General features: G+C 62.6%; 30 protein-coding genes. 28 read left to right on the top strand and 2 right to left on the bottom strand.

Translation table 11 applies throughout. From position 1 onward, the window contains the following. Positions 1-214: 214 nt before the first annotated feature. The 23 genes from fliL (at position 215) to OXH74_RS23910 (ending at position 20717) form a co-directional block, all read left to right on the top strand. A complete protein-coding gene (gene fliL, locus OXH74_RS24020) occupies positions 215-742 on the top strand; it encodes a flagellar basal body-associated protein FliL (RefSeq protein ID WP_375739179.1) in 528 nt (175 codons plus the stop codon). 13 nt (positions 743-755) lie between these two features. Continuing rightward, positions 756-1727 (top strand): flagellar motor switch protein FliM, encoded by a 972-nt coding sequence (gene fliM, locus OXH74_RS24015; protein ID WP_215373314.1) that lies wholly within the window; start codon positions 756-758, stop codon positions 1725-1727. 43 nt (positions 1728-1770) lie between these two features. Continuing rightward, positions 1771-2238 (top strand): flagellar motor switch protein FliN, encoded by a 468-nt coding sequence (gene fliN, locus OXH74_RS24010; RefSeq protein WP_375739178.1) that lies wholly within the window; start codon positions 1771-1773, stop codon positions 2236-2238. A 4-nt stretch (positions 2239-2242) separates the two neighbouring features. Further along, positions 2243-2662, top strand: coding sequence for a flagellar biosynthetic protein FliO (gene fliO, locus OXH74_RS24005; protein WP_375739177.1), 420 nt, complete (start codon positions 2243-2245; stop codon positions 2660-2662). Next, a complete protein-coding gene (fliP, locus tag OXH74_RS24000) occupies positions 2662-3417 on the top strand; it encodes a flagellar type III secretion system pore protein FliP (protein WP_215373306.1) in 756 nt (251 codons plus the stop codon). Before fliO ends, fliP begins: the two co-directional genes overlap by 1 nt. An 11-nt stretch (positions 3418-3428) precedes the next feature. Beyond that, positions 3429-3698 (top strand): flagellar biosynthesis protein FliQ, encoded by a 270-nt coding sequence (gene fliQ / locus OXH74_RS23995; RefSeq protein WP_215373304.1) that lies wholly within the window; start codon positions 3429-3431, stop codon positions 3696-3698. 3 nt (positions 3699-3701) lie between these two features. After that, a complete protein-coding gene (fliR, locus tag OXH74_RS23990) occupies positions 3702-4478 on the top strand; it encodes a flagellar biosynthetic protein FliR (protein WP_375739176.1) in 777 nt (258 codons plus the stop codon). A gap of 42 nt (positions 4479-4520) precedes the next feature. Beyond that, positions 4521-5657, top strand: a complete 1137-nt coding sequence (flhB, locus tag OXH74_RS23985; protein WP_375739175.1) for a flagellar biosynthesis protein FlhB — start codon at positions 4521-4523, stop codon at positions 5655-5657. A 284-nt stretch (positions 5658-5941) separates the two neighbouring features. Beyond that, the gene (gene flhA, locus OXH74_RS23980) at positions 5942-8065 is read left to right on the top strand and encodes a flagellar biosynthesis protein FlhA (RefSeq protein ID WP_375739174.1); all 2124 of its coding nucleotides are present in this window, start codon (positions 5942-5944) and stop codon (positions 8063-8065) included. Between the two features lie 15 nt (positions 8066-8080). Continuing rightward, positions 8081-9427 carry a flagellar biosynthesis protein FlhF gene (flhF, locus tag OXH74_RS23975; protein WP_375739173.1) on the top strand — a complete coding sequence of 449 codons (1347 nt, stop codon included), beginning with the start codon at positions 8081-8083 and terminating at the stop codon, positions 9425-9427. Positions 9428-9489: 62 nt separating this feature from the next. Further along, complete coding sequence (gene fleN / locus OXH74_RS23970) at positions 9490-10332, top strand: flagellar synthesis regulator FleN (RefSeq protein WP_215373292.1); 843 nt, start codon at positions 9490-9492, stop codon at positions 10330-10332. Beyond that, positions 10329-11075, top strand: a complete 747-nt coding sequence (gene fliA / locus OXH74_RS23965) for an RNA polymerase sigma factor FliA (RefSeq protein WP_215373290.1) — start codon at positions 10329-10331, stop codon at positions 11073-11075. Before fleN ends, fliA begins: the two co-directional genes overlap by 4 nt. 82 nt (positions 11076-11157) lie before the next feature. After that, positions 11158-11532, top strand: a complete 375-nt coding sequence (locus OXH74_RS23960) for a chemotaxis response regulator CheY (RefSeq protein ID WP_215373288.1) — start codon at positions 11158-11160, stop codon at positions 11530-11532. 19 nt (positions 11533-11551) lie between these two features. Beyond that, positions 11552-12340, top strand: coding sequence for a protein phosphatase CheZ (locus tag OXH74_RS23955; protein WP_215373286.1), 789 nt, complete (start codon positions 11552-11554; stop codon positions 12338-12340). An 11-nt stretch (positions 12341-12351) separates the two neighbouring features. After that, complete coding sequence (locus OXH74_RS23950; RefSeq protein ID WP_375739172.1) at positions 12352-14553, top strand: chemotaxis protein CheA; 2202 nt, start codon at positions 12352-12354, stop codon at positions 14551-14553. Between the two features lie 43 nt (positions 14554-14596). Then, on the top strand, positions 14597-15691 hold the full coding sequence (locus OXH74_RS23945; RefSeq protein WP_375739171.1) for a chemotaxis response regulator protein-glutamate methylesterase: 1095 nt from the start codon (positions 14597-14599) through the stop codon (positions 15689-15691). 16 nt (positions 15692-15707) lie between these two features. After that, on the top strand, positions 15708-16448 hold the full coding sequence (locus tag OXH74_RS23940; protein ID WP_375739170.1) for a flagellar motor protein: 741 nt from the start codon (positions 15708-15710) through the stop codon (positions 16446-16448). Positions 16449-16460: 12 nt separating this feature from the next. After that, positions 16461-17351 carry a flagellar motor protein MotD gene (gene motD, locus OXH74_RS23935; protein ID WP_375739169.1) on the top strand — a complete coding sequence of 297 codons (891 nt, stop codon included), beginning with the start codon at positions 16461-16463 and terminating at the stop codon, positions 17349-17351. A gap of 53 nt (positions 17352-17404) precedes the next feature. Beyond that, positions 17405-18193, top strand: a complete 789-nt coding sequence (locus OXH74_RS23930) for a ParA family protein (RefSeq protein ID WP_375739168.1) — start codon at positions 17405-17407, stop codon at positions 18191-18193. 87 nt (positions 18194-18280) lie between these two features. Continuing rightward, positions 18281-19123 carry a chemotaxis protein CheW gene (locus OXH74_RS23925; protein WP_375739167.1) on the top strand — a complete coding sequence of 281 codons (843 nt, stop codon included), beginning with the start codon at positions 18281-18283 and terminating at the stop codon, positions 19121-19123. 95 nt (positions 19124-19218) lie between these two features. After that, positions 19219-19698, top strand: a complete 480-nt coding sequence (locus OXH74_RS23920; RefSeq protein WP_215373270.1) for a chemotaxis protein CheW — start codon at positions 19219-19221, stop codon at positions 19696-19698. A 1-nt stretch (position 19699) separates the two neighbouring features. Beyond that, the gene (locus tag OXH74_RS23915) at positions 19700-20104 is read left to right on the top strand and encodes a DUF2802 domain-containing protein (protein ID WP_215373267.1); all 405 of its coding nucleotides are present in this window, start codon (positions 19700-19702) and stop codon (positions 20102-20104) included. A gap of 175 nt (positions 20105-20279) precedes the next feature. Continuing rightward, positions 20280-20717 carry a rhodanese-like domain-containing protein gene (locus OXH74_RS23910; protein ID WP_375739166.1) on the top strand — a complete coding sequence of 146 codons (438 nt, stop codon included), beginning with the start codon at positions 20280-20282 and terminating at the stop codon, positions 20715-20717. Here OXH74_RS23910 and OXH74_RS23905 read toward each other — a convergent pair. Both OXH74_RS23905 and OXH74_RS23900 read right to left on the bottom strand, forming a co-directional pair. Next, entirely contained in the window at positions 20698-21042 is a 345-nt protein-coding gene (locus OXH74_RS23905) for an EscU/YscU/HrcU family type III secretion system export apparatus switch protein (RefSeq protein ID WP_375739165.1), read from the bottom strand. The two genes, OXH74_RS23910 and OXH74_RS23905, sit on opposite strands and share 20 nt — an antisense overlap. 112 nt (positions 21043-21154) lie before the next feature. Beyond that, positions 21155-22693, bottom strand: a complete 1539-nt coding sequence (locus OXH74_RS23900; protein WP_375739164.1) for a flagellar hook-length control protein FliK — start codon at positions 22691-22693, stop codon at positions 21155-21157. A gap of 150 nt (positions 22694-22843) precedes the next feature. Between OXH74_RS23900 and ccmA the strand changes: the two genes are divergently transcribed. The 5 genes from ccmA (at position 22844) to ccmE (ending at position 25593) form a co-directional block, all read left to right on the top strand. Beyond that, entirely contained in the window at positions 22844-23479 is a 636-nt protein-coding gene (gene ccmA, locus OXH74_RS23895; protein ID WP_375739163.1) for a cytochrome c biogenesis heme-transporting ATPase CcmA, read from the top strand. After that, positions 23476-24147, top strand: a complete 672-nt coding sequence (gene ccmB / locus OXH74_RS23890; RefSeq protein WP_215373258.1) for a heme exporter protein CcmB — start codon at positions 23476-23478, stop codon at positions 24145-24147. The genes ccmA and ccmB overlap by 4 nt, the downstream gene beginning before the upstream one ends. A 71-nt stretch (positions 24148-24218) precedes the next feature. Then, positions 24219-24971 carry a heme ABC transporter permease gene (locus OXH74_RS23885; protein WP_375739162.1) on the top strand — a complete coding sequence of 251 codons (753 nt, stop codon included), beginning with the start codon at positions 24219-24221 and terminating at the stop codon, positions 24969-24971. After that, a complete protein-coding gene (gene ccmD / locus OXH74_RS23880) occupies positions 24971-25147 on the top strand; it encodes a heme exporter protein CcmD (protein WP_375739161.1) in 177 nt (58 codons plus the stop codon). Before OXH74_RS23885 ends, ccmD begins: the two co-directional genes overlap by 1 nt. After that, positions 25144-25593, top strand: coding sequence for a cytochrome c maturation protein CcmE (gene ccmE, locus OXH74_RS23875; protein ID WP_375739160.1), 450 nt, complete (start codon positions 25144-25146; stop codon positions 25591-25593). The genes ccmD and ccmE overlap by 4 nt, the downstream gene beginning before the upstream one ends. The last annotated feature ends 3 nt before the right edge of the window (positions 25594-25596 follow it).

The following is a 25596-nucleotide window of genomic DNA, read 5'->3' as shown; positions in this document are numbered from 1 at the left end:
CGTCGGGAAGAGGGGGGCGGGGCCGCCGGGCATGCCCTTACCTTCCGTATCTCCCAATTCCCCCTTGCTCCCGAGTGACAGTTGGCGGCGACACTGGTATATCCGCTGCCCTGGAGTGAATGCGGCACCGTCCGAATGGTTGGCGAGCTGGCATAACACTTGCTCATCACCCTGAAAAGGTGGGTCCTACCCCGCCAAGTGACGGATTATTGGCATGGCAAAGAACAACGCGAAGACCCCGGCTGCAGCCACCGCGTCAGCGGGCGACAAGAGCAGGCTGAAACTGATCTTGCTGATTGCAGTGGCTTTGCTCCTGGCGGTATCCCTTTCGGTCGGTGCGACCTGGTTCTTCCTCAGCCGAGGCGACCGGCAGGCCGAAAGCGCAACGGACGAGGTGGCCGAGGCCGCGGCGCTAGGCAAGCAACCGGCTATCTATCAGGACCTTGCTCCAGCCTTCGTCGTCAACTTTTCGCAGAACGGGCGACAGCGCTACATGCAGGTCAGCCTTTCGTTGCTGGCCCGCGATCAGGCTCAGCTGGACGCGCTGAAAGTGCATATGCCGTTGCTGCGCAACAAGCTCGTCATGCTCTTCTCCAGCCAGAGCTTCGACACCCTGGTCACCCCGGTTGGCAAGGAGATGCTGCGTCAGCAGGCTACTGCCACTGTCCAGGAACTGGCCAAGAAGGAGATCGGCGAACTGGTCGTCGAGCAAGTACTTTTCACCAATTTCGTATTGCAGTAGGCAAGGTGCAACCATGGCTGTTCAAGACCTGCTGTCCCAGGATGAAATCGATGCGCTGTTGCACGGCGTCGACGATGGCCTGGTGGAAACCGAGTCCGAGGCCGAACCTGGCAGTATCAAAAGCTACGACCTGACCAGCCAGGATCGCATCGTCCGGGGGCGTATGCCGACCCTGGAGATGATCAACGAGCGTTTCGCCCGATACACCCGCATCAGTATGTTCAACCTGTTGCGCCGCTCGGCGGATGTGGCCGTGGGCGGCGTGCAAGTGATGAAGTTCGGCGAGTACGTGCATTCGCTCTACGTGCCGACCAGCCTCAACCTGGTGAAGATGAAGCCGCTGCGCGGCACGACACTGTTCATCCTCGATGCCAAGCTGGTGTTCAAGCTGGTGGACAATTTCTTCGGCGGCGACGGACGCCACGCCAAGATCGAGGGGCGTGAGTTCACCCCTACCGAGCTGCGCGTGGTGCGCATGGTGCTGGACCAGGCTTTCGTTGATCTGGCTGAAGCGTGGCATGCCGTGTTGGATGTGAACTTCGAATACATCAATTCCGAGGTGAACCCGGCGCTGGCCAACATCGTCAGCCCCAGCGAAGTGGTGGTGGTGTCTACCTTCCACATCGAACTGGATGGCGGCGGCGGCGACCTGCACGTCACTATGCCCTATTCGATGATCGAACCGATCCGCGAGATGCTCGATGCCGGCTTCCAGTCCGACGTCGACGACCAGGACGAGCGCTGGATCAAGGCCCTGCGCGAGGACATCCTCGATGTCAGCGTGCCGGTAGCCGCTACCGTGGTGCGCCGCCAGCTCAAGCTGCGCGACATCCTGCACATGCAGCCGGGCGACGTGATTCCGGTCGAGATGCCTGAACACATCATCATGCGCGCCAACGGTGTGCCGGCCTTCAAGGCCAAGTTGGGATCGCACAAGGGCAACTTGTCCTTGCAGATCCTCGATCCCATAGAGCGTCAGCGCTGATAGCGACGCTGCCAACGAATCAAGAGCCAGACGAGGTCAACCGATGGCAAGCGACATGGACACCACCACCCCTGAGGAACAGGCCTTGGCCGACGAGTGGGCTGCGGCACTGGCCGAAGCCGGCGATGCCAGCCAGGACGACATCGATGCCCTGATGAACCAGGGTGCTGCCGCACCGAGTTCGCCGCGGGCGCCGATGGAAGAGTTCGGCAGCGGGCCCAAGGCCGCTGGCGGGCTGGTGACGCTGGACGGTCCGAACCTGGATGTGATTCTCGACATCCCGGTGTCCATTTCCATGGAAGTGGGCAATACCGACATCACCATTCGCAACCTGCTGCAGCTCAACCAGGGCTCGGTGATCGAACTCGATCGCCTGGCCGGCGAGCCGCTGGATGTGTTGGTCAATGGCACTCTGATCGCCCATGGTGAGGTAGTGGTGGTCAACGAGAAGTTCGGTATTCGGCTGACTGATGTGATCAGCCCGAGCGAACGCATCAAGAAGCTGCGCTGACACCATGCATCGTCATATCGTCGCGGGGCTCGCCCTGCTGCCCTGGAGTGCGCTCGCTGCAGAACCGGCGGCCGTCGCGCCCGGTGCCGGCAGCGGCATGGCGGCCCAATTGGGGCAATTGGCGCTTGGCCTGCTGCTGGTGGTGGGGCTGATCTTCCTGCTCGCTTGGTTGCTGCGCCGCGTCCAGCAGCTCAGTCCGCGTGGCGGGCAGGCAATCAAGCTGGTGTCGAGCCAGTCCCTCGGCCCACGCGATCGGCTGGTGCTGGTGCAGGTTGGTTCCGAGCAGATTCTTCTTGGCCTCAGCGCCGGAAGCATCACACCCCTGCACGTACTCAAGGAGCCGGTGCAGGTTCCGGATAGCCAAGCGGCCAGTCCGGAGTTCGCCCAACGACTCATGGAACTGCTCGGCAAGGACAAGCACTGATGGCTTTGCACCGCATCCTCATGGCGTGCCTGCTGGTGCTGGCTGCGCCACTGGCCCTTGGCGCCGACAATCCGCTGTCGCTTCCGGCCATCACGTTGAGCACAAACGCCGAAGGTCAGCAGGAGTACTCGGTCAGCTTGCAGATCCTGCTGATCATGACGGCGCTGAGCTTCATTCCGGCGTTCGTCATGCTGATGACCAGCTTCACGCGGATCATCATCGTCTTCTCCATCCTGCGCCAGGCGCTTGGCTTGCAGCAGACGCCGTCGAACCAGATTCTCATTGGCCTGGCGCTGTTCCTGACGATGTTCGTCATGGCGCCGGTGTTCGACCAGGTGAACCGCGACGCACTGCAGCCCTACCTGAACGAGCAGATGCCCGCGCAGGAGGCGATCACGAAGGCCGAGGTACCGATCAAGAACTTCATGCTGGCGCAGACCCGCGCCAGCGACCTGGAACTCTTCATGCGGCTTTCCAAGCGCACCGACATTCCCAGTCCGGACGCCGCCCCCCTGACCATCCTGGTGCCGGCTTTCGTCACCTCCGAGCTGAAAACTGCGTTCCAGATCGGCTTCATGATCTTCATCCCGTTCCTGATCATCGACCTGGTCGTGGCGAGCGTGCTGATGGCCATGGGTATGATGATGCTCTCGCCGCTGATCATTTCCTTGCCGTTCAAGATCATGCTGTTCGTGCTGGTGGATGGCTGGGCGTTGATCATCGGCACACTCGCCGGCAGCTTCGGCGGCGTATAGGGGGGGGCTGCATGACACCTGAAGTGGCCGTCGACCTGTTCCGTGAAGCGCTGTGGCTGACCTGCCTGATCGTCGGCATCCTGGTGGTGCCGAGCCTGGTGGTGGGCCTGATTGTGGCGATGTTCCAGGCTGCCACCCAGATCAACGAGCAGACCCTGAGCTTCCTGCCGCGTCTCATCGTGATGCTGCTGACGCTGATCTGGGCAGGCCCCTGGCTGACCCGCCAACTGATGGAGTACATCCAGACGCTCTATCAGAACATCCCGATGTTGATCGGTTGAGCCATGCTTGAGCTCAGCGATGCGCAGATCGGCGGCTGGGTGGGGAGTTTCCTCCTGCCGCTGTTTCGCACCGCAGCCTTGCTGATGACCATGCCGGTGATCGGCACGCAGCTCGTGCCGATGCGGGTGCGCCTCTACCTGGCGGCGGCAATTGCAGTTGTGCTGGTGCCTGCCTTGCCGCCGATGCCGGCAGTCGATACGTTGAGCCTACGCACGCTGCTGCTGATTGGTGAGCAGGTGCTGATCGGCGCCTTGCTCGGCTTCGTCCTCCAGCTGTTCTTCCATGCCTTCGTGGTGGCCGGGCAGATTATCTCGATGCAGATGGGCCTGGGCTTCGCTTCCATGGTCGACCCCACCAATGGCGTCTCGGTGCCGGTGCTCGGGCAGTTCTACCTGATGCTGGTGACGCTGCTTTTCCTCGCAATGAACGGTCACCTGGTGGTCTTCGAGGTGCTGGCGGAGAGCTTCGTCACCTTGCCGGTAGGCGGGGGGCTGATGGCCGCGCATTACTGGGAAGTGGCCGGCAAGCTCGGCTGGGTGATGGGGGCGGGGTTGTTGTTGTCGCTGCCGGCGATCACCGCGTTGCTGGTCGTCAACGTCGCCTTCGGCGTGATGACTCGCGCCGCGCCGCAGCTGAATATCTTCTCCATCGGTTTCCCGCTGACCCTGGCCCTCGGCTTGGTGATCGTCTGGATCGGCATGGCCGACATCCTGGCGCAGTACCAGGTTCTGGCCAGCGACGCGCTGCAGTTGCTGCGCGAATTGGTGAGGGCGCGTTGATGATCCTGCTGACGTGTTTCAGGCCTGTGGTCGGGTGGCACCATGGCGGAAAGTGAGAGCGGAGCGGACAAGAGTGAAGAGCCCACGGCGAAGCGCCAGCAAGAGGCCCGGGAGAAAGGGCAGATTGCTCGCTCTCGCGAGCTCAATACGCTGGCCGTGACCTTGGGCGGGGCTGGAGGGCTGCTGGCCTCCGGCGGCAGCATGGCGAGTTCGTTGATGCAAATGATGCAGGCCAACTTCGCCCTGTCGCGCGAGGTGCTGCTGGACGAGCGGAGTATGGGCATCTGGTTGCTGGCGTCAGGGAAGATGGCCCTGGACGCCGTGTTGCCCCTGTTGGCCACCTTGCTGATCGTTTCCATTGCGGGACCGATGGCGCTGGGCGGCTGGCTTTTCTCGGGGCAGGCGATGGCGCCCAAGTTCAGCCGGATGAACCCGCTAGCCGGTCTCAAACGCATGTTTTCCACCCATGCCCTGGTCGAACTGCTCAAGGCGCTGGCCAAGTTCGCGGTGATCCTGCTGGTGGCGCTCGCGGTGCTCAATGCGGACCGCGACGACCTACTGGCCATCGCTCATGAGCCACTGGACATGGCCATCCTGCACAGTGTTCAGGTGGTGGGTTGGAGCGCGGTCTGGCTGGCCTGCGGGTTGATTCTGATCGCTGCCGTGGATGTGCCCTTCCAGCTCTGGAGCAACAAGCAGAAGCTGATGATGACCAAGCAGGAAGTGCGCGATGAGTACAAGGATTCCGAGGGTAAACCCGAGGTCAAGTCGCGCATCCGTCGCATGCAGCGCGAGATGGCCGAGCGGCGCATGATGGCTGCCGTACCGCAGGCCGATGTCGTCATCACCAACCCTACGCACTTTGCCGTGGCGCTGAAGTACGACGCCGAGAAGGGCGGGGCGCCAATGCTGTTGGCCAAGGGCGGCGACTTCACGGCGCTGAAGATCCGCGAGATCGCCCAGGAGAACAAAGTGATGGTGCTGGAGTCTCCGGCGCTGGCGCGGGCGGTTTACTACTCCACTGAACTGGACCAGGAAATCCCCGCTGGGCTTTACCTCGCGGTCGCCCAGGTGCTCGCTTACGTCTACCAGCTCAAGCAGTTCCGTGCCGGCCGGGGCAAGCGCCCGGCACCGCTCAACGACCTGCCGATCCCGCCGGATTTGCGGCGGGACGAGTGAACCCCGGAAAGCAGCACGGATAACGCCTTCTCCCTCTGGGAGAGGGGCCGGGGGTGAGGGATGCCGAGCTTGGGGGGAAGCATGAAAAGCAGGCTTGCGGTGTGCATCCACGAACGGACCCGCTCCCACGGCAGTCCTGGCAGAACTTTCCTGCCTGAAACCCCGAAGAAACAATCCCTTACCCAAGTTGGAAGGCTTCTTGCAGAGGCCCGCTGATGACCGAGTCTTGTGTCAAAAGATTGGATGGGCGGAGCGCCAATCCGTGATGGGGTAGGGGAGCAGCAGTGGATCGTACGCAACTGATCGGCAATGTCCGCAACAACCTGGTGGGCATGGGGCGCGGCAACCTTGGGGTGCCGCTGCTGGTGCTGGTGATGCTGGGCATGATGACGTTGCCGGTGCCGCCTTTCCTGCTCGACGTGTTCTTCACCTTCAACATCGCCCTGTCCATCGTCGTGCTGCTGGTGTGCGTCTACGCCATGCGGCCGCTCGATTTCGCCGTGTTCCCCACCATCCTGCTGGTGTCTACCCTGCTGCGCCTGGCGCTGAACGTGGCTTCCACCCGCGTGGTGCTGCTCCACGGCCAGGATGGCCATGACGCGGCCGGCAAGGTGATCCAAGCCTTTGGTGACGTAGTGGTGGGCGGTAACTACGTGGTCGGTGTGGTGGTCTTCGCGATCTTGATGATCATCAATTTCGTCGTGGTCACCAAGGGCGCCGGGCGCATCTCCGAGGTCAGTGCGCGCTTCACCCTGGACGCCATGCCTGGCAAGCAGATGGCCATCGATGCTGACCTCAACGCCGGTCTGATCGACCAGGGAGAGGCCAAGAAGCGCCGAACCGAGGTGTCCCAGGAGGCGGACTTCTACGGCTCCATGGACGGTGCCAGCAAGTTCGTTCGCGGCGACGCCATAGCTGGCCTGCTGATCCTGTTCATCAACCTCCTCGGTGGTATGGCCATCGGGATGGCCCAGCACGGCATGAGCTTCGCCGACGCTGGTCGCATCTACTCGCTGCTGACCATAGGTGATGGCCTGGTCGCACAAATTCCCTCGCTGCTGCTGTCCACCGCCGCGGCCATCATGGTGACTCGAGTCTCCACCTCGGAGGACATGGGGCAGCAGGTCAATCGGCAGATGTTCGCCTCGCCCAAGGCCCTGGCCGTGTCGGCCGCGATCCTGATCGCCATGGGCCTGGTGCCAGGCATGCCCCACGTGTCCTTCATCGGCCTGGGCCTGGTGGCTGCTGGCGGTGCCTGGTGGATCTGGCAGAAGCAGAAGAAGGTCAAGGAAGAGGCCGTGCAAGAGGAGATACGGCAGCAGGAGCTGCTGCCTGCCCAGCGCGCCCAGGAAACCAAGGAGCTGGGTTGGGACGACGTCACTCCCGTTGACCTGGTGGGCCTGGAAGTGGGGTATCGCCTGATTCCTCTGGTGGACCGCAACCAGGGTGGCCAGCTCCTGGCGCGGATCAAGGGCGTGCGCAAGAAGCTCTCCCAGGAGATGGGCTTCCTCATGCCCTCGGTACACATCCGCGACAACCTCGATCTGTTGCCCAACGCCTATCGCCTGACCCTGATGGGGGTCAGCGTGGCCGAGGCCGAGGTCTATCCGGACCGAGAATTGGCGATCAATCCCGGCCAGGTGTTCGGCACCCTCAATGGCGTGGCCGCCAAGGATCCGGCGTTCGGCCTGGAAGCGGTGTGGATCGACGCCAGCCAGCGCGACCAGGCGCAGTCGCTCGGTTACACGGTGGTGGACGCCAGCACGGTGGTCGCGACGCACCTCAACCAGGTACTACACAAGCATGCCCACGAGCTGCTCGGCCACGAAGAGGTGCAGCAGCTGATGCAGCTACTGGCCAAGAGCTCGCCGCGGCTGGCGGAAGAGCTGGTGCCGGGCATGGTGTCGCTGTCGACCTTGCTGAAGGTTTTGCAGGCGCTGCTGCAGGAGCAGGTGCCGGTACGCGACATCCGCACCATCGCCGAGGCCATCGCTAACGTCGCGCCCAAGAGTCAAGATCCCGCCGCGCTGGTTGCGGCAGTACGTGTGTCGCTGTCTCGCGCAATCGTGCAAAGCATTGTGGGACTAGAGCCCGAGCTGCCTGTGATCACCCTGGAACCAAGGTTGGAACAGATATTGCTGAACAGTCTGCAGAAGGCTGGTCAGGGTTCGGAAGATGGCGTTCTCCTCGAACCTGGCATGGCTGAAAAGCTGCAACGTTCCCTGGTGGAAGCGGCGCAGCGCCAGGAAATGCTTGGCAAGCAGGCGATCCTGCTGGTGGCTGGGCCGATCCGGGCGATGATGTCGCGCTTTGCCAGGCTCGCCGTGCCAACCATGTACGTGCTGGCCTACCAGGAAATACCGGACAACAAGCAGGTCACCATAGTCGCGACTGTGGGCCAGAACTAACCGAGGTCAAGGACCATGCAGGTCAAACGCTTCTTCGCCGCCGATATGCGTCAAGCCATGAAGTTGGTGCGTGATGAGCTGGGCGCTGATGCGGCCATCATCGGCAATCGCCGGGTTGCCGGTGGTGTCGAGCTGACCGCTGCGTTGGACTACTCCCTGCCTGCTGCCGCTCCGAGCAAGCCTAATCCGGCCCTTGAAGCCGAGCTACGCAAGACCCAGACCCGCATTGCCGAAGCCCAGGCCGAACTGACCACGCGCGCCCAGGCTGATGCTGGCAAGGACCGTCAATTATTCGCCGGCGAGCCGCTGGTGGCCATCGAGCCCGAACTGCCGGAATCGGCCCTGGCGGCTGCACTGAGTCGCCCACGCACCATCCCGGCGGCCATGGCGCCAGCCGAGCCCGCTATTACGGCACTCGACCATGTTGCGCTGGATGCCATGCGTTCCGAACTGAACGGCCTGCGCGAACTCATCGAAGTCCAGCTCGGTTCCATCGCCTGGGGGCAAATGCAGAATCGCCGTCCGCAGCAGGCCGGTCTCTGGCGTCGCCTGCAGCGCATGGGGTTGCCGGCCGAGCTGGCACGCACGCTGCTGGAGAAGGTCGGTAACGTCCTGGAACCGCGGCAGGCCTGGCGCATGCTGCTGGCCCATCTGGCCCACGCGATTCGCACGCCACAGAACGAGCCACTGGAAGAGGGTGGCGTGATTGCCCTGGTCGGCCCTGCCGGCGTGGGCAAGACCACCACCCTGGCAAAGCTCGCTGCGCGTTACGTGCTGAAGTACGGTGCCCAGAGCATTGCCCTGGTCAGCATGGACAGTTACCGAATCGGTGCCCAGGAACAGTTGAAGACCCTGGGGCGTATTCTCAACGTCCCGGTAACCCTGGTCGATCCCGGTCAGTCCCTGACTCAGGCCCTCGCACCGCTGGCGCGAAAACGTGTCGTGCTGATCGATACCGCCGGCCTGCCGGCCAACGATCCGGCCTTGGCCATGCAGCTCGAAGCACTGGCCAGCCGTGGTGTGAATGCCCGAAATTATCTGGTGCTGGCCGCCACTAGCCAGAACCAGGTGCTCAAGGCCGCTTACCACAGCTACAAGCGTTGCGGCCTGTCCGGCTGCATCCTGACCAAGCTGGATGAGTCGGCAAGCCTGGGCGAGGTTTTGGGGCTGGCCATCGGCCAGCATCTCCCGGTAGCCTATCTGGCTGACGGGCCTCGAATTCCGGATGATCTGCAGGTTCCGCGCAGCCACCAGCTGGTGAGCCGCGCCGTCAGTCTCCAGGCGCCGGAAGACCCGAGCGAAGAAGCCATGGCAGATATGTTCGCCGGCCTTTACCAGAATCCGGCGAGACGTGTCGGTTGAAGAATCCTGAGCTGCTCGTATCGGGCAGTCCTAGACAGCCAAGTGGCCCAGTCCCTAACAAGGTGTTTGAAATGGGTAATATGCATCCCGTACAGGTGATCGCGGTGACCGGCGGCAAAGGTGGCGTCGGCAAGACCAATGTGTCGGTGAACCTTTCCCTGGCGCTGGCCGAGCTAGGCCGCCGGGTCATGCTGCTGGACGCTGACCTCGGCCTGGCCAATGTCGACGTCCTCCTCGGTCTCTCGGCTAAGCGCACCTTGGCCGATGTCATCAATGGCGAGTGCGATCTGCGTGACGTGCTCCTTCAAGGCCCTGGCGGTATCCGCATCGTGCCGGCGGCTTCGGGCACCCAGAGCATGGTGCACCTTTCGTCGATGCAGCATGCCGGGCTGATCCAGGCCTTCAGCGATATCAGCGACAACCTCGACGTGCTGGTCATCGATACTGCCGCCGGCATTGGCGACTCGGTCGTGAGCTTCGTTCGTGCCGCGCAGGAAGTGATCGTGGTCGTCTGTGACGAACCCACGTCCATCACTGACGCCTACGCGCTGATCAAGTTGCTCAACCGCGATTACGGCATGAATCGTTTCCGGGTGTTGGCCAACATGGCTCACAGCCCCCAGGAAGGCCGCAACCTGTTCGCCAAGCTGACCAAGGTCACCGACCGCTTCCTCGACGTCGCACTGCAGTATGTGGGTGCGATTCCCTACGACGAATCGGTGCGCAAGGCCGTGCAGAAGCAGCGAGCCGTCTACGAGGCGTTCCCGCGCTCCAAGTGTTCCCTGGCATTCAAGGCGATTGCGCAGAAGGTCGACAGCTGGCCGCTGCCGGCGAACCCGCGCGGCCACCTTGAGTTCTTCGTCGAACGCTTGCTCAGGCAGCCCGCTGCGGATTCTCCCGTATGACACCAGCGAGCGGACTGCGTATGTACAGTAAGACTCAGGCGCGGGACTCGCAGCACCAGTTGATCGAACGCTATGCCCCGCTGGTCAAACGCATCGCCTATCACTTGCTGGCGCGTCTGCCGGCCAGCGTGCAGGTGGAAGATCTCATGCAGGCCGGGATGATCGGCCTGTTGGAGGCCTCGAAGAAGTATGACGGCGGCAAGGGGGCGAGTTTCGAGACCTACGCCGGTATCCGGATTCGAGGCGCGATGCTGGACGAAGTGCGCAAGGGGGATTGGGCTCCGCGCTCGGTCCACCGCAACACGCGCATGGTCAGCGACGCCATTCGCACTATCGAGGCGCGGACGGGGCGTGATGCCAAAGATCAGGAGGTCGCTGCCGAACTTGGATTGAGTCTCGATGACTACTACGGCATCCTGAGCGACACCTTGGGCAGCCGTTTGTTCAGCTTCGACGACCTGTTGCAGGACGGCGAGCACGGCGGGTTACCCGAGGACACCGGTGTCACCCAACTCGAACCTTCGCATGACTTGGAAGAAGAACGTTTCCAGGCCGCGCTGGCCGATGCCATCGCGCACCTGCCGGAGCGCGAACGCCTGGTTCTGGCGTTGTATTACGACGAAGAGCTGAACCTGAAGGAAATCGGTGAAGTGCTTGGGGTAAGCGAATCGCGAGTCAGTCAGTTGCACAGCCAGTGCGCAGCACGCCTGCGTGCCCGGCTCGGCGATTGGCGTGCGCGCTGAATGGCGTACCGGTTTGACGATTGAATGACGTACCCGGAAGAGGGGCGTTTAAGACTGTACGGAGGTCGACTTGGACAAGAACATGAAAATCCTCATCGTTGACGATTTCTCGACGATGAGACGCATCATCAAGAACCTCTTGCGCGACTTGGGCTTCACCAATACCGCCGAGGCCGACGACGGCACCACGGCGTTGCCGATGCTGCACAGCGGTAATTTCGATTTCCTCGTGACCGACTGGAACATGCCCGGCATGACCGGCATCGATCTGCTGCGCGCGGTGCGCGCCGATGACCGCCTGAAGCACTTGCCCGTGCTGATGGTCACCGCTGAAGCCAAGCGCGACCAGATCATCGAAGCGGCCCAGGCCGGCGTGAACGGCTACGTCGTCAAGCCCTTCACTGCTCAGGTATTGAAGGAAAAGATCGAGAAGATTTTCGAACGGGTCAGTGGCTAGTGCCGGCCGCGAGGGTGCCATGGACCAGAATCAAGCAATGCTGGGAGACTTCGAGTCGACCCTGAAAGACCGTGCGCGGGAATTGGTGGATAGTCTCGAGCGAGGCAATTTCACCGATGCAGTACAGCTCATCCAGGAGCTCAACCAGGTCCGTGATCGCGGCCTCTACCAGGAAGTCGGCAAGCTCACCCGCGAACTGCATAACGCCATCGTCAATTTCCAGATCGACCCCAAGCTGCCCCTCGCCACCGAGATGTCGCAGATCGCGGATGCGACGGACCGTCTTTCCTACGTGGTGCAGATGACCGAGCGTGCCGCCAACCGCACCATGGACCTGGTGGAGGAGAGCACGCCGCTGCTGGGTGGACTGAGCGACGAGGCGCAGCAATTGGGCGAGGAGTGGGGGCGTTTCATGCGTCGGGAAATTGGCGCTGACGGCTTCCGCGAGTTGGCCCGTCGCATCGAGCAATTCCTTACCCGCAGCCAGCGGGATACCGGCACTCTGTCCGGCAAGCTCAACGACATCCTGCTGGCACAGGACTACCAGGACCTCACCGGCCAGGTGATCAAGCGCGTGACGCAGTTGGTCACTGAAGTGGAGAGCAACCTGGTCAAGCTCGTGTTGATGGCCAGTCAGGTGGATCGCTACGCGGGCATCCAGCACGACCATGCCGCGCTGCGCGCCGAACTCGAAAAAGAAAAAAATCCTTCCAGGGGTGAAGGTCCGCAGATCAATGCCGATAAACGTGAAGACGTGGTGTCCGGTCAGGACGACGTCGATGATCTGCTATCCAGCCTGGGCTTTTAGGGAGCGCTCATATGAGCTTCGACGCCGATGAAGAAATCCTCCAGGACTTCCTGGTTGAGGCCGGCGAGATATTGGAGCAACTGTCCGAGCAGCTGGTCGAGCTGGAAAGCCGCCCGGACGATATGGACCTGCTCAATGCGATTTTTCGTGGGTTCCACACGGTCAAGGGCGGCGCTGGCTTCCTCCAGCTAAACGCGCTGGTGGAGTGCTGCCACATTGCCGAGAACGTCTTCGACATCCTGCGCAAGGGCGAACGCCGCGTGGATGCGGAGCTGATGGACGTGGTCCTGCAGGCACTGGATACGGTCAACGAGATGTTCAGCCAGGTCCGTGAGCGCAGCGACCTGGTTCCAGCGACTCCAGCACTGTTGGCCGCGCTGGCACGTCTAGCCGAGCCGGGTGGTGACGCGACGGCTCCGGTGGTCGCGCCCAGCCCCGCTGCCGAGGTGTCTGCAGCTTCCGCCGATATCACCGACAGCGAGTTCGAGCAGTTGCTCGAGGCCCTGGGCGGGGCCGCTGTTGCCGAGCCAGAATCCGATCCGGTTCAGGCGGTCGCCGGGGACGAAATCACCGACGACGAGTTCGAGGCTCTGCTGGACCAGTTGCACGGCAAGGGCAAGTTCGTGGGCTCCACCGAGCCTGCTGCCGTGTCCGTGAACGCTACGGTGGTCGCAGCCCCGCCGGCGGGTGCCAGTGAAGAAATCACTGACGATGAGTTCGAGGCGCTGCTCGACCAGCTGCACGGCAAAGGCAAGTTCAACGGCGCTGCCGAACCCATCGTCACCCCGCTCGAAACGCCGGTCGTGCCGGCTGTCAACCCGGCGGGCGGCGAACATATCACCGACGATGAGTTCGAGAGCCTGCTCGATCAGCTACACGGCAAGGGCAAGTTCACAGGTGCGGTCGAAGATACCGCCACTGCAGTTGTCGTCGCTCCTGGCAAGCCTGCTGTTGCTCCCGCACCTAAGCCCGTCGCCAAGCCCACCGAGCCGGCGGCTCGTCAGGTGGCGCCGGCCGCAGCCAGCGGCGGGGCGGCGGCCAGTGAGGCTGAAACTACGGTACGGGTCGACACCGCACGGCTCGACGAGATCATGAACATGGTCGGCGAGCTGGTGCTGGTGCGTAACCGCCTGGTGCGCCTGGGGCTCAACAGTGGCGACGAGTCCATGGCCAAGGCCGTGTCCAATCTGGATGTGGTGACGGCCGACCTGCAAACCGCGGTCATGAAGACCCGCATGCAGCCGATCAAGAAGGTTTTCGGCCGCTTCCCGCGGCTGGTCCGCGACCTGGCACGCAACCTGAAAAAGGAAATCAACCTCGAACTGGTGGGCGAGGAGACCGACCTCGACAAGAACCTGGTCGAGGCGCTGGCCGACCCGCTGGTACATCTGGTGCGCAACGCAGTCGACCACGGCATCGAGCCCCCCGAAGAGCGCGAGGCCGCCGGCAAGCCGCGTACCGGACGTGTCGTACTGTCCGCCGAGCAGGAGGGTGACCACATCCTGCTGATGATTACCGACGACGGCAAAGGCATGGATGCGAGCGTCCTGCGTGCCAAGGCGGTCGAGAAAGGGCTGCTGGACAAGGACGCTGCCGAGCGTCTGACCGAACTGGAATGCTACAACCTGATCTTCGCGCCGGGCTTCTCGACCAAGAGCGAGATTTCCGACGTCTCCGGCCGTGGTGTCGGCATGGACGTGGTCAAGACCAAGATTTCCCAGCTCAATGGCACTGTGAACGTCTTCTCGCAGAAGGGCTTGGGCTCGAAGATCATCATCAAGGTCCCGTTGACCCTGGCGATCATGCCGACCCTGATGGTCATGCTGGGGAACCAGGCGTTCGCGTTCCCACTGGTCAACGTCAACGAGATTTTCCACCTCGACCTGTCGCGCACCAACGTGGTGGATGGCCAGGAAGTGGTGATCGTGCGCGACAAGGCATTGCCACTGTTCTACCTCAAGCGCTGGCTGGTGCGTGATGCCACCCATGAGGAGCAGGGTGAGGGCCATGTGGTGATCCTCTCGGTGGGCACGCAACGCATCGGCTTCGTGGTCGACCAGCTGGTTGGTCAAGAGGAGGTGGTGATCAAGCCGCTGGGCAAGATGCTTCAGGGGACGCCGGGCATGTCCGGAGCGACTATCACCGGCGACGGTCGCATCGCACTGATTCTCGATGTGCCGAGCATGCTCAAGCATTACGCGCGCCGCGGCTGATTCTGGGCGGCCGGGAGTGGCCGCCCGCTAGGAGCTTTCTGTTATGGCAGTCAAGGTTTTGGTGGTGGACGACTCCGGTTTCTTCCGCCGCCGCGTATCGGAAATCCTTTCTTCGGACCCGAACATCCAGGTGGTGGGGACCGCCACCAACGGTCGCGAAGCCATCGACCAGGCGCTGGCGCTCAAGCCAGACGTCATCACGATGGACTACGAAATGCCGATGATGGATGGCATCACCGCGGTTCGGCATATCATGCAGCGTTGCCCGACTCCGGTGTTGATGTTCTCCTCGCTGACCCACGAAGGCGCGCGGGTCACCCTCGATGCGCTGGATGCCGGCGCAGTGGACTTCCTGCCGAAGAACTTCGAGGACATCTCGCGCAGCCCGGAAAAGGTCAAGCAGTTGCTCTGCGACAAGGTGCACAGCATTGCTCGCAGCAATCGCCGCTTCAGCGCCCTCAGTTCATCCGCGCCGCAAGTTGCGTCGAGCCCTGTTGCCGGCGCTGCCGTTCGCCCCGCAGCAGTCGCCGCCCCGGCGCCTGCGCCCTCGTCGAACTCGCCTGCCCCAAAGCGTAAGGCCTACCGGTTGGTGGCCATCGGCACTTCCACCGGTGGCCCGGTAGCACTGCAGCGGGTACTGACCCAGTTGCCCGCCAGTTTTCCGGCGCCTCTGGTGCTGATCCAGCATATGCCGGCTGCTTTCACCAAGGCCTTTGCCGAGCGTCTGGACAAGCTCTGCCGGATATCGGTCAAGGAAGCTGAGGACGGTGACGTACTGCGCCCCGGCCTGGCGCTGCTGGCCCCGGGTGGCAAGCAGATGATGGTGGACGCACGTGGCGTGGTGCGCATTCTGCCCGGCGACGAGCGCCTCAACTACAAACCCTGCGTGGACATCACCTTCGGCTCTGCTGCCAAGTCCTACAACGACAAGGTACTGGCCGTCGTGCTGACCGGAATGGGCGCTGACGGTCGCGAAGGTGCGCGCCTGCTCAAGCAGGGCGGTAGCCAGGTCTGGGCGCAGGACGAGGCCAGTTGCGTGATCTACGGCATGCCCATGGCGGTGGTGAAGGCCAACCTCGCCGATGCCGTCTATGGCCTGGACGAAATTGGTCGCCACCTGGTCGAGGCCTGCATGTGATGGAGGCCTTCAGCTAATGGATGTTCTCAGCCTTATCGGGGTAATCCTGGCACTTGTCGCCATCATTGGCGGTAATTACCTCGAAGGCGGCCACGTATCGGCTTTGCTCAATGGCCCGGCAGCGCTGATCGTGCTGGGTGGCACCCTGGCCGCGGCGTTTCTGCAGACGCCGATCAGCGTCTTCAAACGCGCCCTGACGATTATTCGCTGGATTCTCCTTCCTCCGCGTGTCGACCTGCCCGGTGGAATCAACCGGGTCGTGAACTGGAGCCTGACCGCGCGCAAGGAGGGGCTCCTTGGCCTTGAGATGGCAGCCGACAGCGAGCCCGACGCGTTCGCTCGCAAAGGCCTGCAACTGCTGGTAGACGGTACCGAGCCGGAGTCGATCCGTACCATCCTCGAAGTCGATCTGTTCACCCAGGAGGGCCGCGACCTGCAGGCCGCCAAGGTGTTCGAGAGCATGGGTGGCTACGCGCCTACCATCGGTATCCTCGGCGCGGTCATGGGGCTGATCCATGTGATGGGCAATCTCGCCGACCCGAGCCAGCTCGGCAACGGCATTGCCGTCGCCTTCGTCGCCACCATCTATGGTGTCGGTTTCGCCAACCTGCTGCTGTTGCCGGTCGGCAACAAGCTCAAGTCCATTGCCATTCGCCAGTCGCGTTTCCGCGAGATGCTGCTGGAGGGCATTCTCTCCATCGCCGAAGGCGAGAACCCGCGCTCGATCGAACTCAAGCTGCAAGGCTTCATGGACTGACGGGGGCTCGTCATGGCGCGCAGGCGGCATCAGGAAGAACACGAGAATCACGAGCGCTGGCTGGTGTCCTACGCGGACTTCATCACCTTGCTGTTCGCTTTTTTCGTGGTGATGTACTCCATCTCCTCGATCAACGAAGGCAAGTACAAGATCCTCTCTGAGAGCCTGGTAGGTGCGTTCAGCCAGCAGGACCACTCGATAAAGCCCATCCCCGTGGGCGAGGAGAAAACGAGGACCACTGAGCCGGATCGGGCTCTGCTGGAGCAGGAAAGCGAACGCAGCCAGGCCGCGATCGACAACCCGAGCGCCGACCCGCTGCAAGAGATTGCCCTGGGCATGCGGGATGCCTTTGGCGACCTGATGCGTGATGGCCAATTGAGCGTGCGCGGCAATGAGCTGTGGGTTGAGATCGAGATGAACTCGAGCCTGCTGTTCCCTAGCGGCGACGCGGTCCCGAACGATGCAGCCTTTGCCCTTGTCGAGAGGGTTGCCAGGATTCTGGCGCCCTACGACAACCCTGTGCATGTCGAGGGCTTCACCGACAACCTGCCCATCAGCACGACGCATTTCCCGTCCAACTGGGAACTGTCCACGGCGCGTGCAGCCAGCATCGTGCGAATGCTGGCAATGAAGGGTGTTGCGGCTGGGCGCCTGGCGGCGGTGGGCTATGGCGAGTTCCAACCGGTAGCTGACAATGCAACGGCGGAAGGGCGGGCGCGCAACCGACGTGTGGTGCTGGTGATTTCACGCAATCTTGATGTGCGGCGCAGCGTGAGCGGCGTCGGCAGTGCCCACGCCAAAGTGGATAGCGCCTTGCAGAGGGCTGGCACGCAACCTGCACCACCTGTGGCAGCACCGGTCCCTGCAGAGGGTGCCGTCAATTCCCCGTCACCTGCCCCATAAAGGCGGGTGCTGATTCTCGGCACCTTTATGGTCCGGCCGGGAGGATGAGAACGATGAGAGTCTGGGCAGTAGCCAATCAAAAAGGTGGAGTCGGCAAGACCACCACATCCATTGCTCTGGCGGGCCTGCTGGCTGACGCCGGCAAGCGGGTGGTCATTGTCGACCTCGACCCCCATGGATCGATGACCAGTTACTTCGGACACGATCCGGATGCCCTCGAGCACAGCTGCTTCGATCTGTTCCTGCATCAGGGTGGGGTCCCTGCGGGCCTCCCGCGCGAATTGCTGCTGCCGACCAGCCATGAACGCATCGCCCTGCTGCCCTCCAGCACGGCCCTCGCCACACTGGAGCGCCAGTCGCCGGGGCAGAACGGGCTGGGTCTGGTGATGGCCAAGAGTCTGGCGCAGCTGTGGCAGGAGTATGACCACGCTGTCATCGACAGCCCGCCGCTGCTCGGCGTGCTGATGGTCAATGCGCTGGCCGCCAGCCAGCACCTGGTAATTCCGGTGCAGACCGAGTTCCTTGCGGTGAAGGGGCTTGAACGCATGGTCAGCACCTTGGCCATGGTCAACCGGTCACGCAAACAGGCGCTGCCGTTCACCATCGTGCCGACGCTTTTCGACCGGCGCACCCAGGCCTCGCTGAACACGCTCAAACTATTGCGCAACAGCTACCTCGATCACCTTTGGCAAGCCTACATCCCGGTGGACACGCGTTTGCGCGATGCCAGCCGCGCCGGGGTGACGCCATCCCAGTACGACAACAACAGTCGCGGCGTAATTGCCTATCGCGCCTTGCTCAAGCATCTGCTGAGCCAGCAACTGGCCACCCGGGTGGCTTGAAATGAGTGCTTGTGCCGACCCGCGGTACTCAAGTCAGGCCGATTGCCTGCCGATAGGTAGTCAAGATCAATCCGCTGGATTCTCGCCATGAGCCGTACCGTCGCCACTGCTACCGCCACACGCCCGCAACTGGCACTGCAGTCGTATCTTGATGCACTGCTGCAGGAGGCCTCGGTCGAACTGGAGGCAAGCATCAGCCTTGAAGAGTTCGAGGCTGCCGTCCTCGAGGAGCAGGTGCGTGATGCACGTATGCCCCGGATGGTGACTGCCGAACCGGTCCCCGAACCACAGGTCCCGGTGCAGCAGGAGGTCGTCGCCGAGCCGGAAGCCGAGCCTGAGCCGCAACTGGCCATCGTAGAGGCTCGGCATTTCGAGCAGGTCGAAACGAGGGTCGAGCCGCTCGTCGAACTCAGTGTTCCCAGCGCGCAGCTTCTTGATATCCCGATTCTGCATGCCGAGGGCCGGCCGGCCTGGGGCGAGGAGCCTTTCGAGTGCCTGCTGTTCGACGTCGCCGGCTTGACCCTGGCTGTGCCGCTGGTTTCGCTTGGCTCCATCTACCCATTGGCAGGTCAGGAGCTGACGCCACTGTTCGGTCAGCCGGACTGGTTTCTGGGCATACTTCCGTGCCAGGCGGGCAATCTGAAAGTGCTGGATACCGCGCGCTGGGTGATGCCGGAGCGTTACCGCGACGACTTCCGTGAAGGGCTGCAGTATGTGATTTCGGTCCAGGGTTACGAGTGGGGACTGGCCGTTCACCAGGTCAGTCGGTCGATTCGCCTGGACCCGAGTGAAATCAAATGGCGCAGCCAGCGCGGCCTGCGTCCATGGCTGGCAGGCACCGTGATCGAGCATATGTGTGCGCTGCTGGATGTTTCGGCCCTGGCTGAGTTGATTGCCAGCGGCGCCGTCAAACAGATGTCGTTGAATTGAAAAGCGGCCCCGTGCAGCATGGGGCCCCGTTTGCATAACAGCGGGCAGAACCCGCGATCGCTGCCTGGGGGCAGCCCAAGACGAGGCTAGGGAACATGAAGAATACGTCCGCGCAAGGTGCTGAAGACCCCATTCTGCAGTGGGTGACTTTCCGCCTGGACAACGAAACCTATGGCATCAACGTGATGCAGGTCCAGGAAGTGCTGCGCTACACCGAAATCGCGCCGGTGCCGGGGGCGCCGAGCTACGTTCTGGGCATCATCAACCTGCGCGGTAACGTGGTGACCGTGATCGATACCCGTCAGCGCTTCGGCCTGGGCCCGGCTCCGGTGACGGATAACACGCGCATCGTGATCATCGAGGCGGACAAACAGGTCGTCGGCATCCTCGTCGATAGCGTTGCCGAGGTGGTTTACCTGCGCCAATCGGAAATCGAAACCGCGCCAAACGTGGGCAACGATGAGTCCGCCAAGTTCATTCAGGGCGTCTGCAACAAGAACGGCGAACTGCTCATTCTCGTCGAGCTGGACAAGATGATGAGCGAGGAAGAGTGGTCGGAACTGGAGAGTATTTGAGTTGATCTGGATAGCGCTGGCAGTGCTGGGGGTGGCCTGCGCCGCTCTGGCCGGCGCTTGCCTGTGGCTTGCCAAGCGCTTTCGCCTCGAGGTCGAAGCGCAGGCCCGGCGCGATGCGCTTCGTGACCTGCGGATCAAAGAGCTTTCCAAACGACTGGATGCCTACCTCAGCGGCAGCATCCGCATGGGCGAGGAGCTCCATGAGCTGCGCCAGGTGGTTGCGCCCCTGCCGGACAAACTCAACCAGATCGAGCAGCGCGATCCCACTAGCCTTTCCTTCACCCAGGCGGCACGCCTCGTCGGTCTGGGCGCCAGCGTCGCCGATCTCACACACGCCTGCGGCTTGACAACCGCGGAGGCTGAACTGGTGAGCAAGCTGCATCAGGCGCAGAGGGACCGCGGCTGACTCGCTCTCCTGCAACGCTGGTTCGCCCTTGGGCCTAAGCCACACAGCCGGCTCAGGCTAGTGCTTAGGCCGCGAGGTTCTTAGCTCCCCATCCCCTTTCGCCAATAGTTCCAAGCCGTCCTCTGCCACGGGCCTAAGCTGAAATTCCGGGGCTTCTCTCCGGGGAGGTCCGGTGATGCGTCTCCTTCCAATCCTGCTGTTCTGCCTGGCATCGCTGGTACATGCCCAAGAGGCCCCTATGGAGGTCGACGGCGCGATGACGGTCAATGTGCTCCAAGCACGTTACCTCTACGAGCGCGGGGCTGTATTCATCGACGTTCGTCCGACTCGCGAGTGGTCCTGGGGCCATGTGCACGGTGCCTTGCATTACGAGCTGGCGGGTCGATTCGACGAGCTGGCTAGGCCCGACTGGCCCAGGAACATGCCGCTGGTGATCTACTGCGACAGCGATGTGTGCCCCCATGGCGCCGAAGCCGTACGCATGGCGGTGAGCTGGGGCTATCGGCAGGTGTTCTACTTCCGCGAAGGCTACTTCGCCTGGCAGTTGCTGGATTTTCCGCAGGGTAAGGGGCTGCAGGGCGAGCGTCTGGTGTTCAATCGGCCGGAGCGTTGAGACGCGCGGGCGCAGTGGCCACATCCTGCTCTGGGGCACATTCCCGCTTTGGCACAAGGTCGGGCGGACACTTGCCTTTGAGGTACCAGGCAAAGGCGATGATTTCGGCGATGGTGCGGTACAGCGACTCTGGAATCGCATCACCCAGCTCCAGGCGCGCAAGCAGCCGCACCAGTTCGGCATTTTCGTAGATCGGCACTTCGTATTCGCGGGCGATGGCCAGGATGGCTTCGGCCAGTTCGTCATCACCCTTGGCCGTGAGACTGGGCGCGGAGCTGCCGTCATAGGAGAGGGCAATGGCCTGGCGGGGCGTGTCGTTGCTCATTGCGTTTTCCTTGCAGAAGTACGGCCCAATGGCAGATCGAGGCAGCCCGAATCGTGCAGCGAGGCGTAGCGCAAGCAAGCGATAGCACAGGGTGCGCGCAAGGGCGTTGGTCTCATGCGGTTTCGTCCACCCAGCGCTGTTCCAGGTTGGTGCGAGGCCCTTGAGTTGGCTTGCCCTGGCAACAGGTCAGTTCGCCGACCGTGAGGCCTGCGGCAACCAGTCGTTCGTGCAGCTGCGGGAGCTCCAGGTCGATCAGGCTGGCGGTGCTGGCCCGCTCCGCCCAGAGCTGGCTGGAAACGCTGCCGTGGGCCAGTTGTGCCTGGACCTGCAGCGGGCCGAGCGGCTCGAGATCGAATGCCAGTTCGATACGCCAGAGGCTTTCCTTCTGCTCGCCGGGCTTCGCTTTGCCATCGCGCTCCTGCTGCAGTTTGATCTGCAACGGGACGATTTCCTGCTGGTTACGCATCGGTATTTCCAGTTGCCAGGTGGTCAGCAGATTGCCCTCAGGCGTCACCTGACTTTGCGTCAGGCTCGACAGTTGATGCGTCTGCAGGCGTGAAACAGCGGCCGCAGCCAGCTTCAGCAGGGCTTCCAGGTCCTCTTCACCGTCCCGCGCCTGGGTCAGCCGCGATGGCAGTGGAAAGCTGAGGGCTTGCTGTCGAGCGTTGGCCTGGCCAAGTGCGCCCAGTGCGCTGCGGATGAAGGTCGGCAGTGCCTGGGCCATTGCATTGCTGGTACCAGTGCCAGGCAGTGTCGTGGGCGTGGGCAGCGTGGGCAGCAGCTGAGCGATCAGGCGTAGGAGGTTACCTTTGAAGTCCTGTGACAGTGCGACCGTCTGGCCGGTCAGCAGCTTGCTCTCGAGCAGCAGGCCACTGTTCTCCAGCGCCTGGGCCAGCCCCTTGGCATCGCCGAGCTGGCGGGCATCAGGGAGGGCGCCCAGGAGTTTGTCCATGGTGCCGCGCAGGGCCTCGGGCAAATTGTCCCGTCCCATGCCTTGCAAGGCTCTGAAGAGGCCTTCGAGCGAACCTTGGCGACCCTGCTGGCTAGCCAGCTGCTGGCTCAGCTCCAGCTGATCCAGTTGAGCCGACAGCGGCAGGAACTGAAGCTTCTGACTGCCTTGTACCATTGCCGTAAGCAGGCTGCCGATGGCCAGGGGGCGCGGGCTTTCGATGCTCAGCTGGCGACCGGCCAAAGGGGTGTTGAGCAGGCTTATGAGGGCCTTGTAGACAGCGGCCTGGGCTTTGCCTTGGGCTGCCACCTCAGTGGCTACCACCTTGCCTTGGAGCAGGGTGCCAACTGGCAGCAGGTCCAGGTCGAGGCTGCCCAGCGCTTTTTCTCCGCCTTGCAGGGTCATGGCCAGCCGGGTTTCGGAGAGCGCCGTGACGTTGAGAAGGCTGCCTTGGGCCACCGGTCGCGAGCTGCGGGCTGCGATGGTTGCCTGGCTGCCATTGGCCAGCGTCAGCTTGAGCAGGAGCTGGAAGCTTTGCGCAGTCTCCTTGACTGCAATGACCTCGGCCTGGGCGCTATCCCCCGCTGCCAGTAGGCCATCCAGCGGCTGCAGCAGCTTGAGCGCCAGGTCCGCAGCTATCTGGCCGGGGCGCTTGACGGGTTGGCTGGGGGGCAAGGAGCGAGTGCCGCTGATTTCTGTCATCGAAGGGTAACAACCTGTCGAAAAAGCTCGCTTCGGGTGAAGGGGATGGCATGTATAATGCCGCCCCGTCCGGGCCGGCTGCGAGTCGTGCGTGTTCCAGTATAGCGGCCGGTACCTCCCTGACTTGAACACTTCCCGGGTATCCATGCCGTGACCAGTCCCTATCTCGAGACCGTGGCCCTCGCTTGTGAGCGGGACTGGCGTCTGCTGTTCGAGCGGCTGGACCTGCAGTTGCACCAGGGCGAGATGTTGCAGGTCAGCGGTCCGAACGGCAGTGGCAAGACCAGCTTGCTCCGATTGCTTTGCGGCCTGATGCAACCAACCGCGGGTGAAGTGCGCCTCAACGGCAAGCCGCTGGCGAGCCAGCGCAGCGAACTGGCACGTAACCTTTTGTGGATTGGCCATGCTGCCGGAATCAAGGGGCTCCTGACCCCAGAGGAAAACCTGCGGTGGCTCTGTGCCCTGCATCAACCCGCTGGGCGCGACGCCATCTGGCAGGCATTGGACGCCGTGGGGCTGCGCGGATTCGAAGACGTCCCGTGCCATACGCTGTCTGCCGGCCAGCAGCGCCGCGTCGCACTCGCTCGCCTGTACCTGGATGCCCCGCCATTGTGGATCCTCGACGAACCCTTCACCGCCCTCGACAAGCAGGGCGTCGCTCAGTTGGAGGCGCACTTGGCGCGGCATTGCGAGCAGGATGGCCTGGTCGTGTTTACCACCCACCACAGCATGGGGCAGGTACCTGCCGGTTATCGCGAACTTGATCTGGGGCAGCGCCGCGCATGAGCAGTGTCTTCACGCTTCTGGTGGCTCGCGAAGCTCGCCTGCTGGTGCGCCGTCCGGCGGAATTGGCCAACCCGCTGGTGTTCTTCGCCATAGTGGTTGCATTGTTTCCTCTGGCGGTGGGGCCGGAAACCCAATTGTTGCAAAGCCTTTCGCCCGGCCTGGTCTGGGTGGCGGCTCTTTTGGCCGTGCTGCTCTCGCTGGACGGCCTTTTCCGTAGTGACTTCGAGGATGGCTCGCTGGAGCAGTGGGTCGTTTCGCCGCACCCCTTGCCGCTTCTGGTGCTGGCCAAGGTGCTGGCACACTGGCTGTTTTCCGGACTGGCACTGGTACTGTTGGCGCCGCTGCTGGCTTTGATGCTCGGCCTGCCGACACGTTGCCTGCCCGTGCTGTTGCTCTCGCTGCTACTCGGCACGCCAGTCTTGAGTCTGCTCGGCGCGGTCGGTGCCGCGCTAACCGTAGGGCTCAAACGTGGTGGACTGCTGCTTGCGCTGCTGATTTTGCCGCTGTACATCCCAGTGCTGATTCTCGGCAGTGGGGCGTTGCAAGCGGCCCTGCAAGGACTGCCTGCGGTCGGCCACCTGCTGTGGCTGGCCAGCCTGACCGCCCTGGCGGTTACCCTGACACCTTTTGCCATAGCCGCCGGCCTGACCATCAGCGTCGGCGAATAAGAAACAAGAGTTGCCCTGATGAGAAAACTGCCGAAGTCCGAACATGCTGTATCGATGAGCGGGTGGTCCCGATGAACTGGGCGTGGTTCCACAAGTTGGGCTCGCCCAAATGGTTCTACGAGATCAGTGGTCGCTGGCTGCCCAGGTTCGCCTGGGCTTCCGTGATCCTGATCGCCGTCGGTCTGGTCTGGGGCCTGGCCTTTGCGCCGCCGGATTACCAGCAGGGCAACAGCTTCCGCATCATCTATATCCATGTGCCGGCGGCTTTCCTGGCGCAGTCCTGCTACATCATGCTGGCGGTTTGCGGCGTGGTTGGGCTGGTATGGAAGATGAAACTGGCCGACGTCGCCTTGCAGGCTGCCGCTCCGATCGGTGCCTGGATGACCTTCGTGGCACTGCTTACCGGCGCCATTTGGGGTAAGCCTACCTGGGGTTCCTGGTGGGTATGGGATGCGCGACTGACGTCGATGCTCATCCTCCTTTTTCTGTACTTCGGTGTCATTGCCCTCGGCCAGGCGATCAGCAATCGTGATAGCGCTGCCAAGGCCTGTGCGGTGCTGGCCATTGTCGGTGTGATCAACATCCCGATCATCAAGTACTCGGTGGAGTGGTGGAACACCCTGCATCAGCCGGCCACTTTCAAGATCACCGAAAAACCGGCCATGCCGCCGGAGATGTGGGTGCCGCTGCTGATCATGGTCCTCGGCTTCTACTGCTTCTTCACCACCGTGGTGCTGCTGCGCATGCGCCTGGATGTACTCAAGCGTGAATCCCGCAGCAGCTGGGCCAAGGCTGAAGTTCGGGCACAAGTGGAGAAGGGCTGATGAATTTTTCGTCTTTCACCGAGTTTCTCGCCATGGGTAACCATGGCCTTTACGTGTGGTCGGCTTATGGCATCAGCCTGGTCGTGTTGGCCATCAACGTCGCCATGCCGTTGTTGGCGCGCCGACGTTACCTGCAAGACGAGGCGCGTCGTTTGCGCCGGGAGGAGTCGAAGTGAATCCGGTTCGCAAGAAACGCCTGTTCATCATTCTCGCCATCATGGCGGGGGTGGCGATAGCCGTAGCCCTGGCGCTGTCTGCGCTGCAACAGAACATCAACCTGTTCTACACCCCTACGCAAATCGCCAACGGCGAAGCGCCGCAGGACACGCGCATCCGTGCTGGCGGTATGGTGGAGAAAGGCTCGGTTCAGCGCTCGGGTGATAGCCTCGACGTGCAGTTCGTGGTGACTGACTTCGCCAAGAGCGTGACCATCCGTTATCACGGCATCCTCCCGGACCTGTTCCGTGAAGGGCAGGGCATCGTTGCCCTCGGCAAGCTGAATGCCGACGGCGTATTGGTGGCCGATGAGGTGCTGGCCAAGCACGACGAGAACTACATGCCTCCGGAGGTGACCAAGGCCCTCAAGGAAAGCGGCCAGTTGCCGCCGAAGAAAGAGGGCTGATTT

Source organism: Metapseudomonas boanensis, from assembly GCF_042232855.1.
In the GTDB taxonomy this organism is placed as follows: domain Bacteria; phylum Pseudomonadota; class Gammaproteobacteria; order Pseudomonadales; family Pseudomonadaceae; genus Metapseudomonas; species Metapseudomonas boanensis.
Note: the sequence above shows the minus strand (reverse complement) of the source record. Positions and strands in the feature narration are given on the sequence as shown.

Bases quoted from the DNA above. Each gene is read 5' to 3' on its own strand.
- fliQ (WP_215373304.1), top strand. From the start codon at position 3,429: ATGACACCTGAAGTGGCCGTCGACCTGTTCCGTGAAGCGCTGTGGCTG.
- flhF (WP_375739173.1), top strand. From the start codon at position 8,081: ATGCAGGTCAAACGCTTCTTCGCCGCCGATATGCGTCAAGCCATGAAG.
- fliL (WP_375739179.1), top strand. From the start codon at position 215: ATGGCAAAGAACAACGCGAAGACCCCGGCTGCAGCCACCGCGTCAGCG.
- fliO (WP_375739177.1), top strand. From the start codon at position 2,243: ATGCATCGTCATATCGTCGCGGGGCTCGCCCTGCTGCCCTGGAGTGCG.
- OXH74_RS23950 (WP_375739172.1), top strand. From the start codon at position 12,352: ATGAGCTTCGACGCCGATGAAGAAATCCTCCAGGACTTCCTGGTTGAG.
- fliM (WP_215373314.1), top strand. From the start codon at position 756: ATGGCTGTTCAAGACCTGCTGTCCCAGGATGAAATCGATGCGCTGTTG.
- fliR (WP_375739176.1), top strand. From the start codon at position 3,702: ATGCTTGAGCTCAGCGATGCGCAGATCGGCGGCTGGGTGGGGAGTTTC.
- OXH74_RS23900 (WP_375739164.1), bottom strand. From the start codon at position 22,693: ATGACAGAAATCAGCGGCACTCGCTCCTTGCCCCCCAGCCAACCCGTC.
- OXH74_RS23960 (WP_215373288.1), top strand. From the start codon at position 11,158: ATGAAAATCCTCATCGTTGACGATTTCTCGACGATGAGACGCATCATC.
- OXH74_RS23910 (WP_375739166.1), top strand. From the start codon at position 20,280: ATGCGTCTCCTTCCAATCCTGCTGTTCTGCCTGGCATCGCTGGTACAT.
- ccmD (WP_375739161.1), top strand. From the start codon at position 24,971: ATGAATTTTTCGTCTTTCACCGAGTTTCTCGCCATGGGTAACCATGGC.
- OXH74_RS23945 (WP_375739171.1), top strand. From the start codon at position 14,597: ATGGCAGTCAAGGTTTTGGTGGTGGACGACTCCGGTTTCTTCCGCCGC.
- OXH74_RS23905 (WP_375739165.1), bottom strand. From the start codon at position 21,042: ATGAGCAACGACACGCCCCGCCAGGCCATTGCCCTCTCCTATGACGGC.
- OXH74_RS23925 (WP_375739167.1), top strand. From the start codon at position 18,281: ATGAGCCGTACCGTCGCCACTGCTACCGCCACACGCCCGCAACTGGCA.
- ccmB (WP_215373258.1), top strand. From the start codon at position 23,476: ATGAGCAGTGTCTTCACGCTTCTGGTGGCTCGCGAAGCTCGCCTGCTG.
- OXH74_RS23955 (WP_215373286.1), top strand. From the start codon at position 11,552: ATGGACCAGAATCAAGCAATGCTGGGAGACTTCGAGTCGACCCTGAAA.
- OXH74_RS23885 (WP_375739162.1), top strand. From the start codon at position 24,219: ATGAACTGGGCGTGGTTCCACAAGTTGGGCTCGCCCAAATGGTTCTAC.
- motD (WP_375739169.1), top strand. From the start codon at position 16,461: ATGGCGCGCAGGCGGCATCAGGAAGAACACGAGAATCACGAGCGCTGG.
- fliP (WP_215373306.1), top strand. From the start codon at position 2,662: ATGGCTTTGCACCGCATCCTCATGGCGTGCCTGCTGGTGCTGGCTGCG.
- OXH74_RS23930 (WP_375739168.1), top strand. From the start codon at position 17,405: ATGAGAGTCTGGGCAGTAGCCAATCAAAAAGGTGGAGTCGGCAAGACC.
- flhB (WP_375739175.1), top strand. From the start codon at position 4,521: ATGGCGGAAAGTGAGAGCGGAGCGGACAAGAGTGAAGAGCCCACGGCG.
- fliN (WP_375739178.1), top strand. From the start codon at position 1,771: ATGGCAAGCGACATGGACACCACCACCCCTGAGGAACAGGCCTTGGCC.
- fliA (WP_215373290.1), top strand. From the start codon at position 10,329: ATGACACCAGCGAGCGGACTGCGTATGTACAGTAAGACTCAGGCGCGG.
- OXH74_RS23920 (WP_215373270.1), top strand. From the start codon at position 19,219: ATGAAGAATACGTCCGCGCAAGGTGCTGAAGACCCCATTCTGCAGTGG.
- OXH74_RS23940 (WP_375739170.1), top strand. From the start codon at position 15,708: ATGGATGTTCTCAGCCTTATCGGGGTAATCCTGGCACTTGTCGCCATC.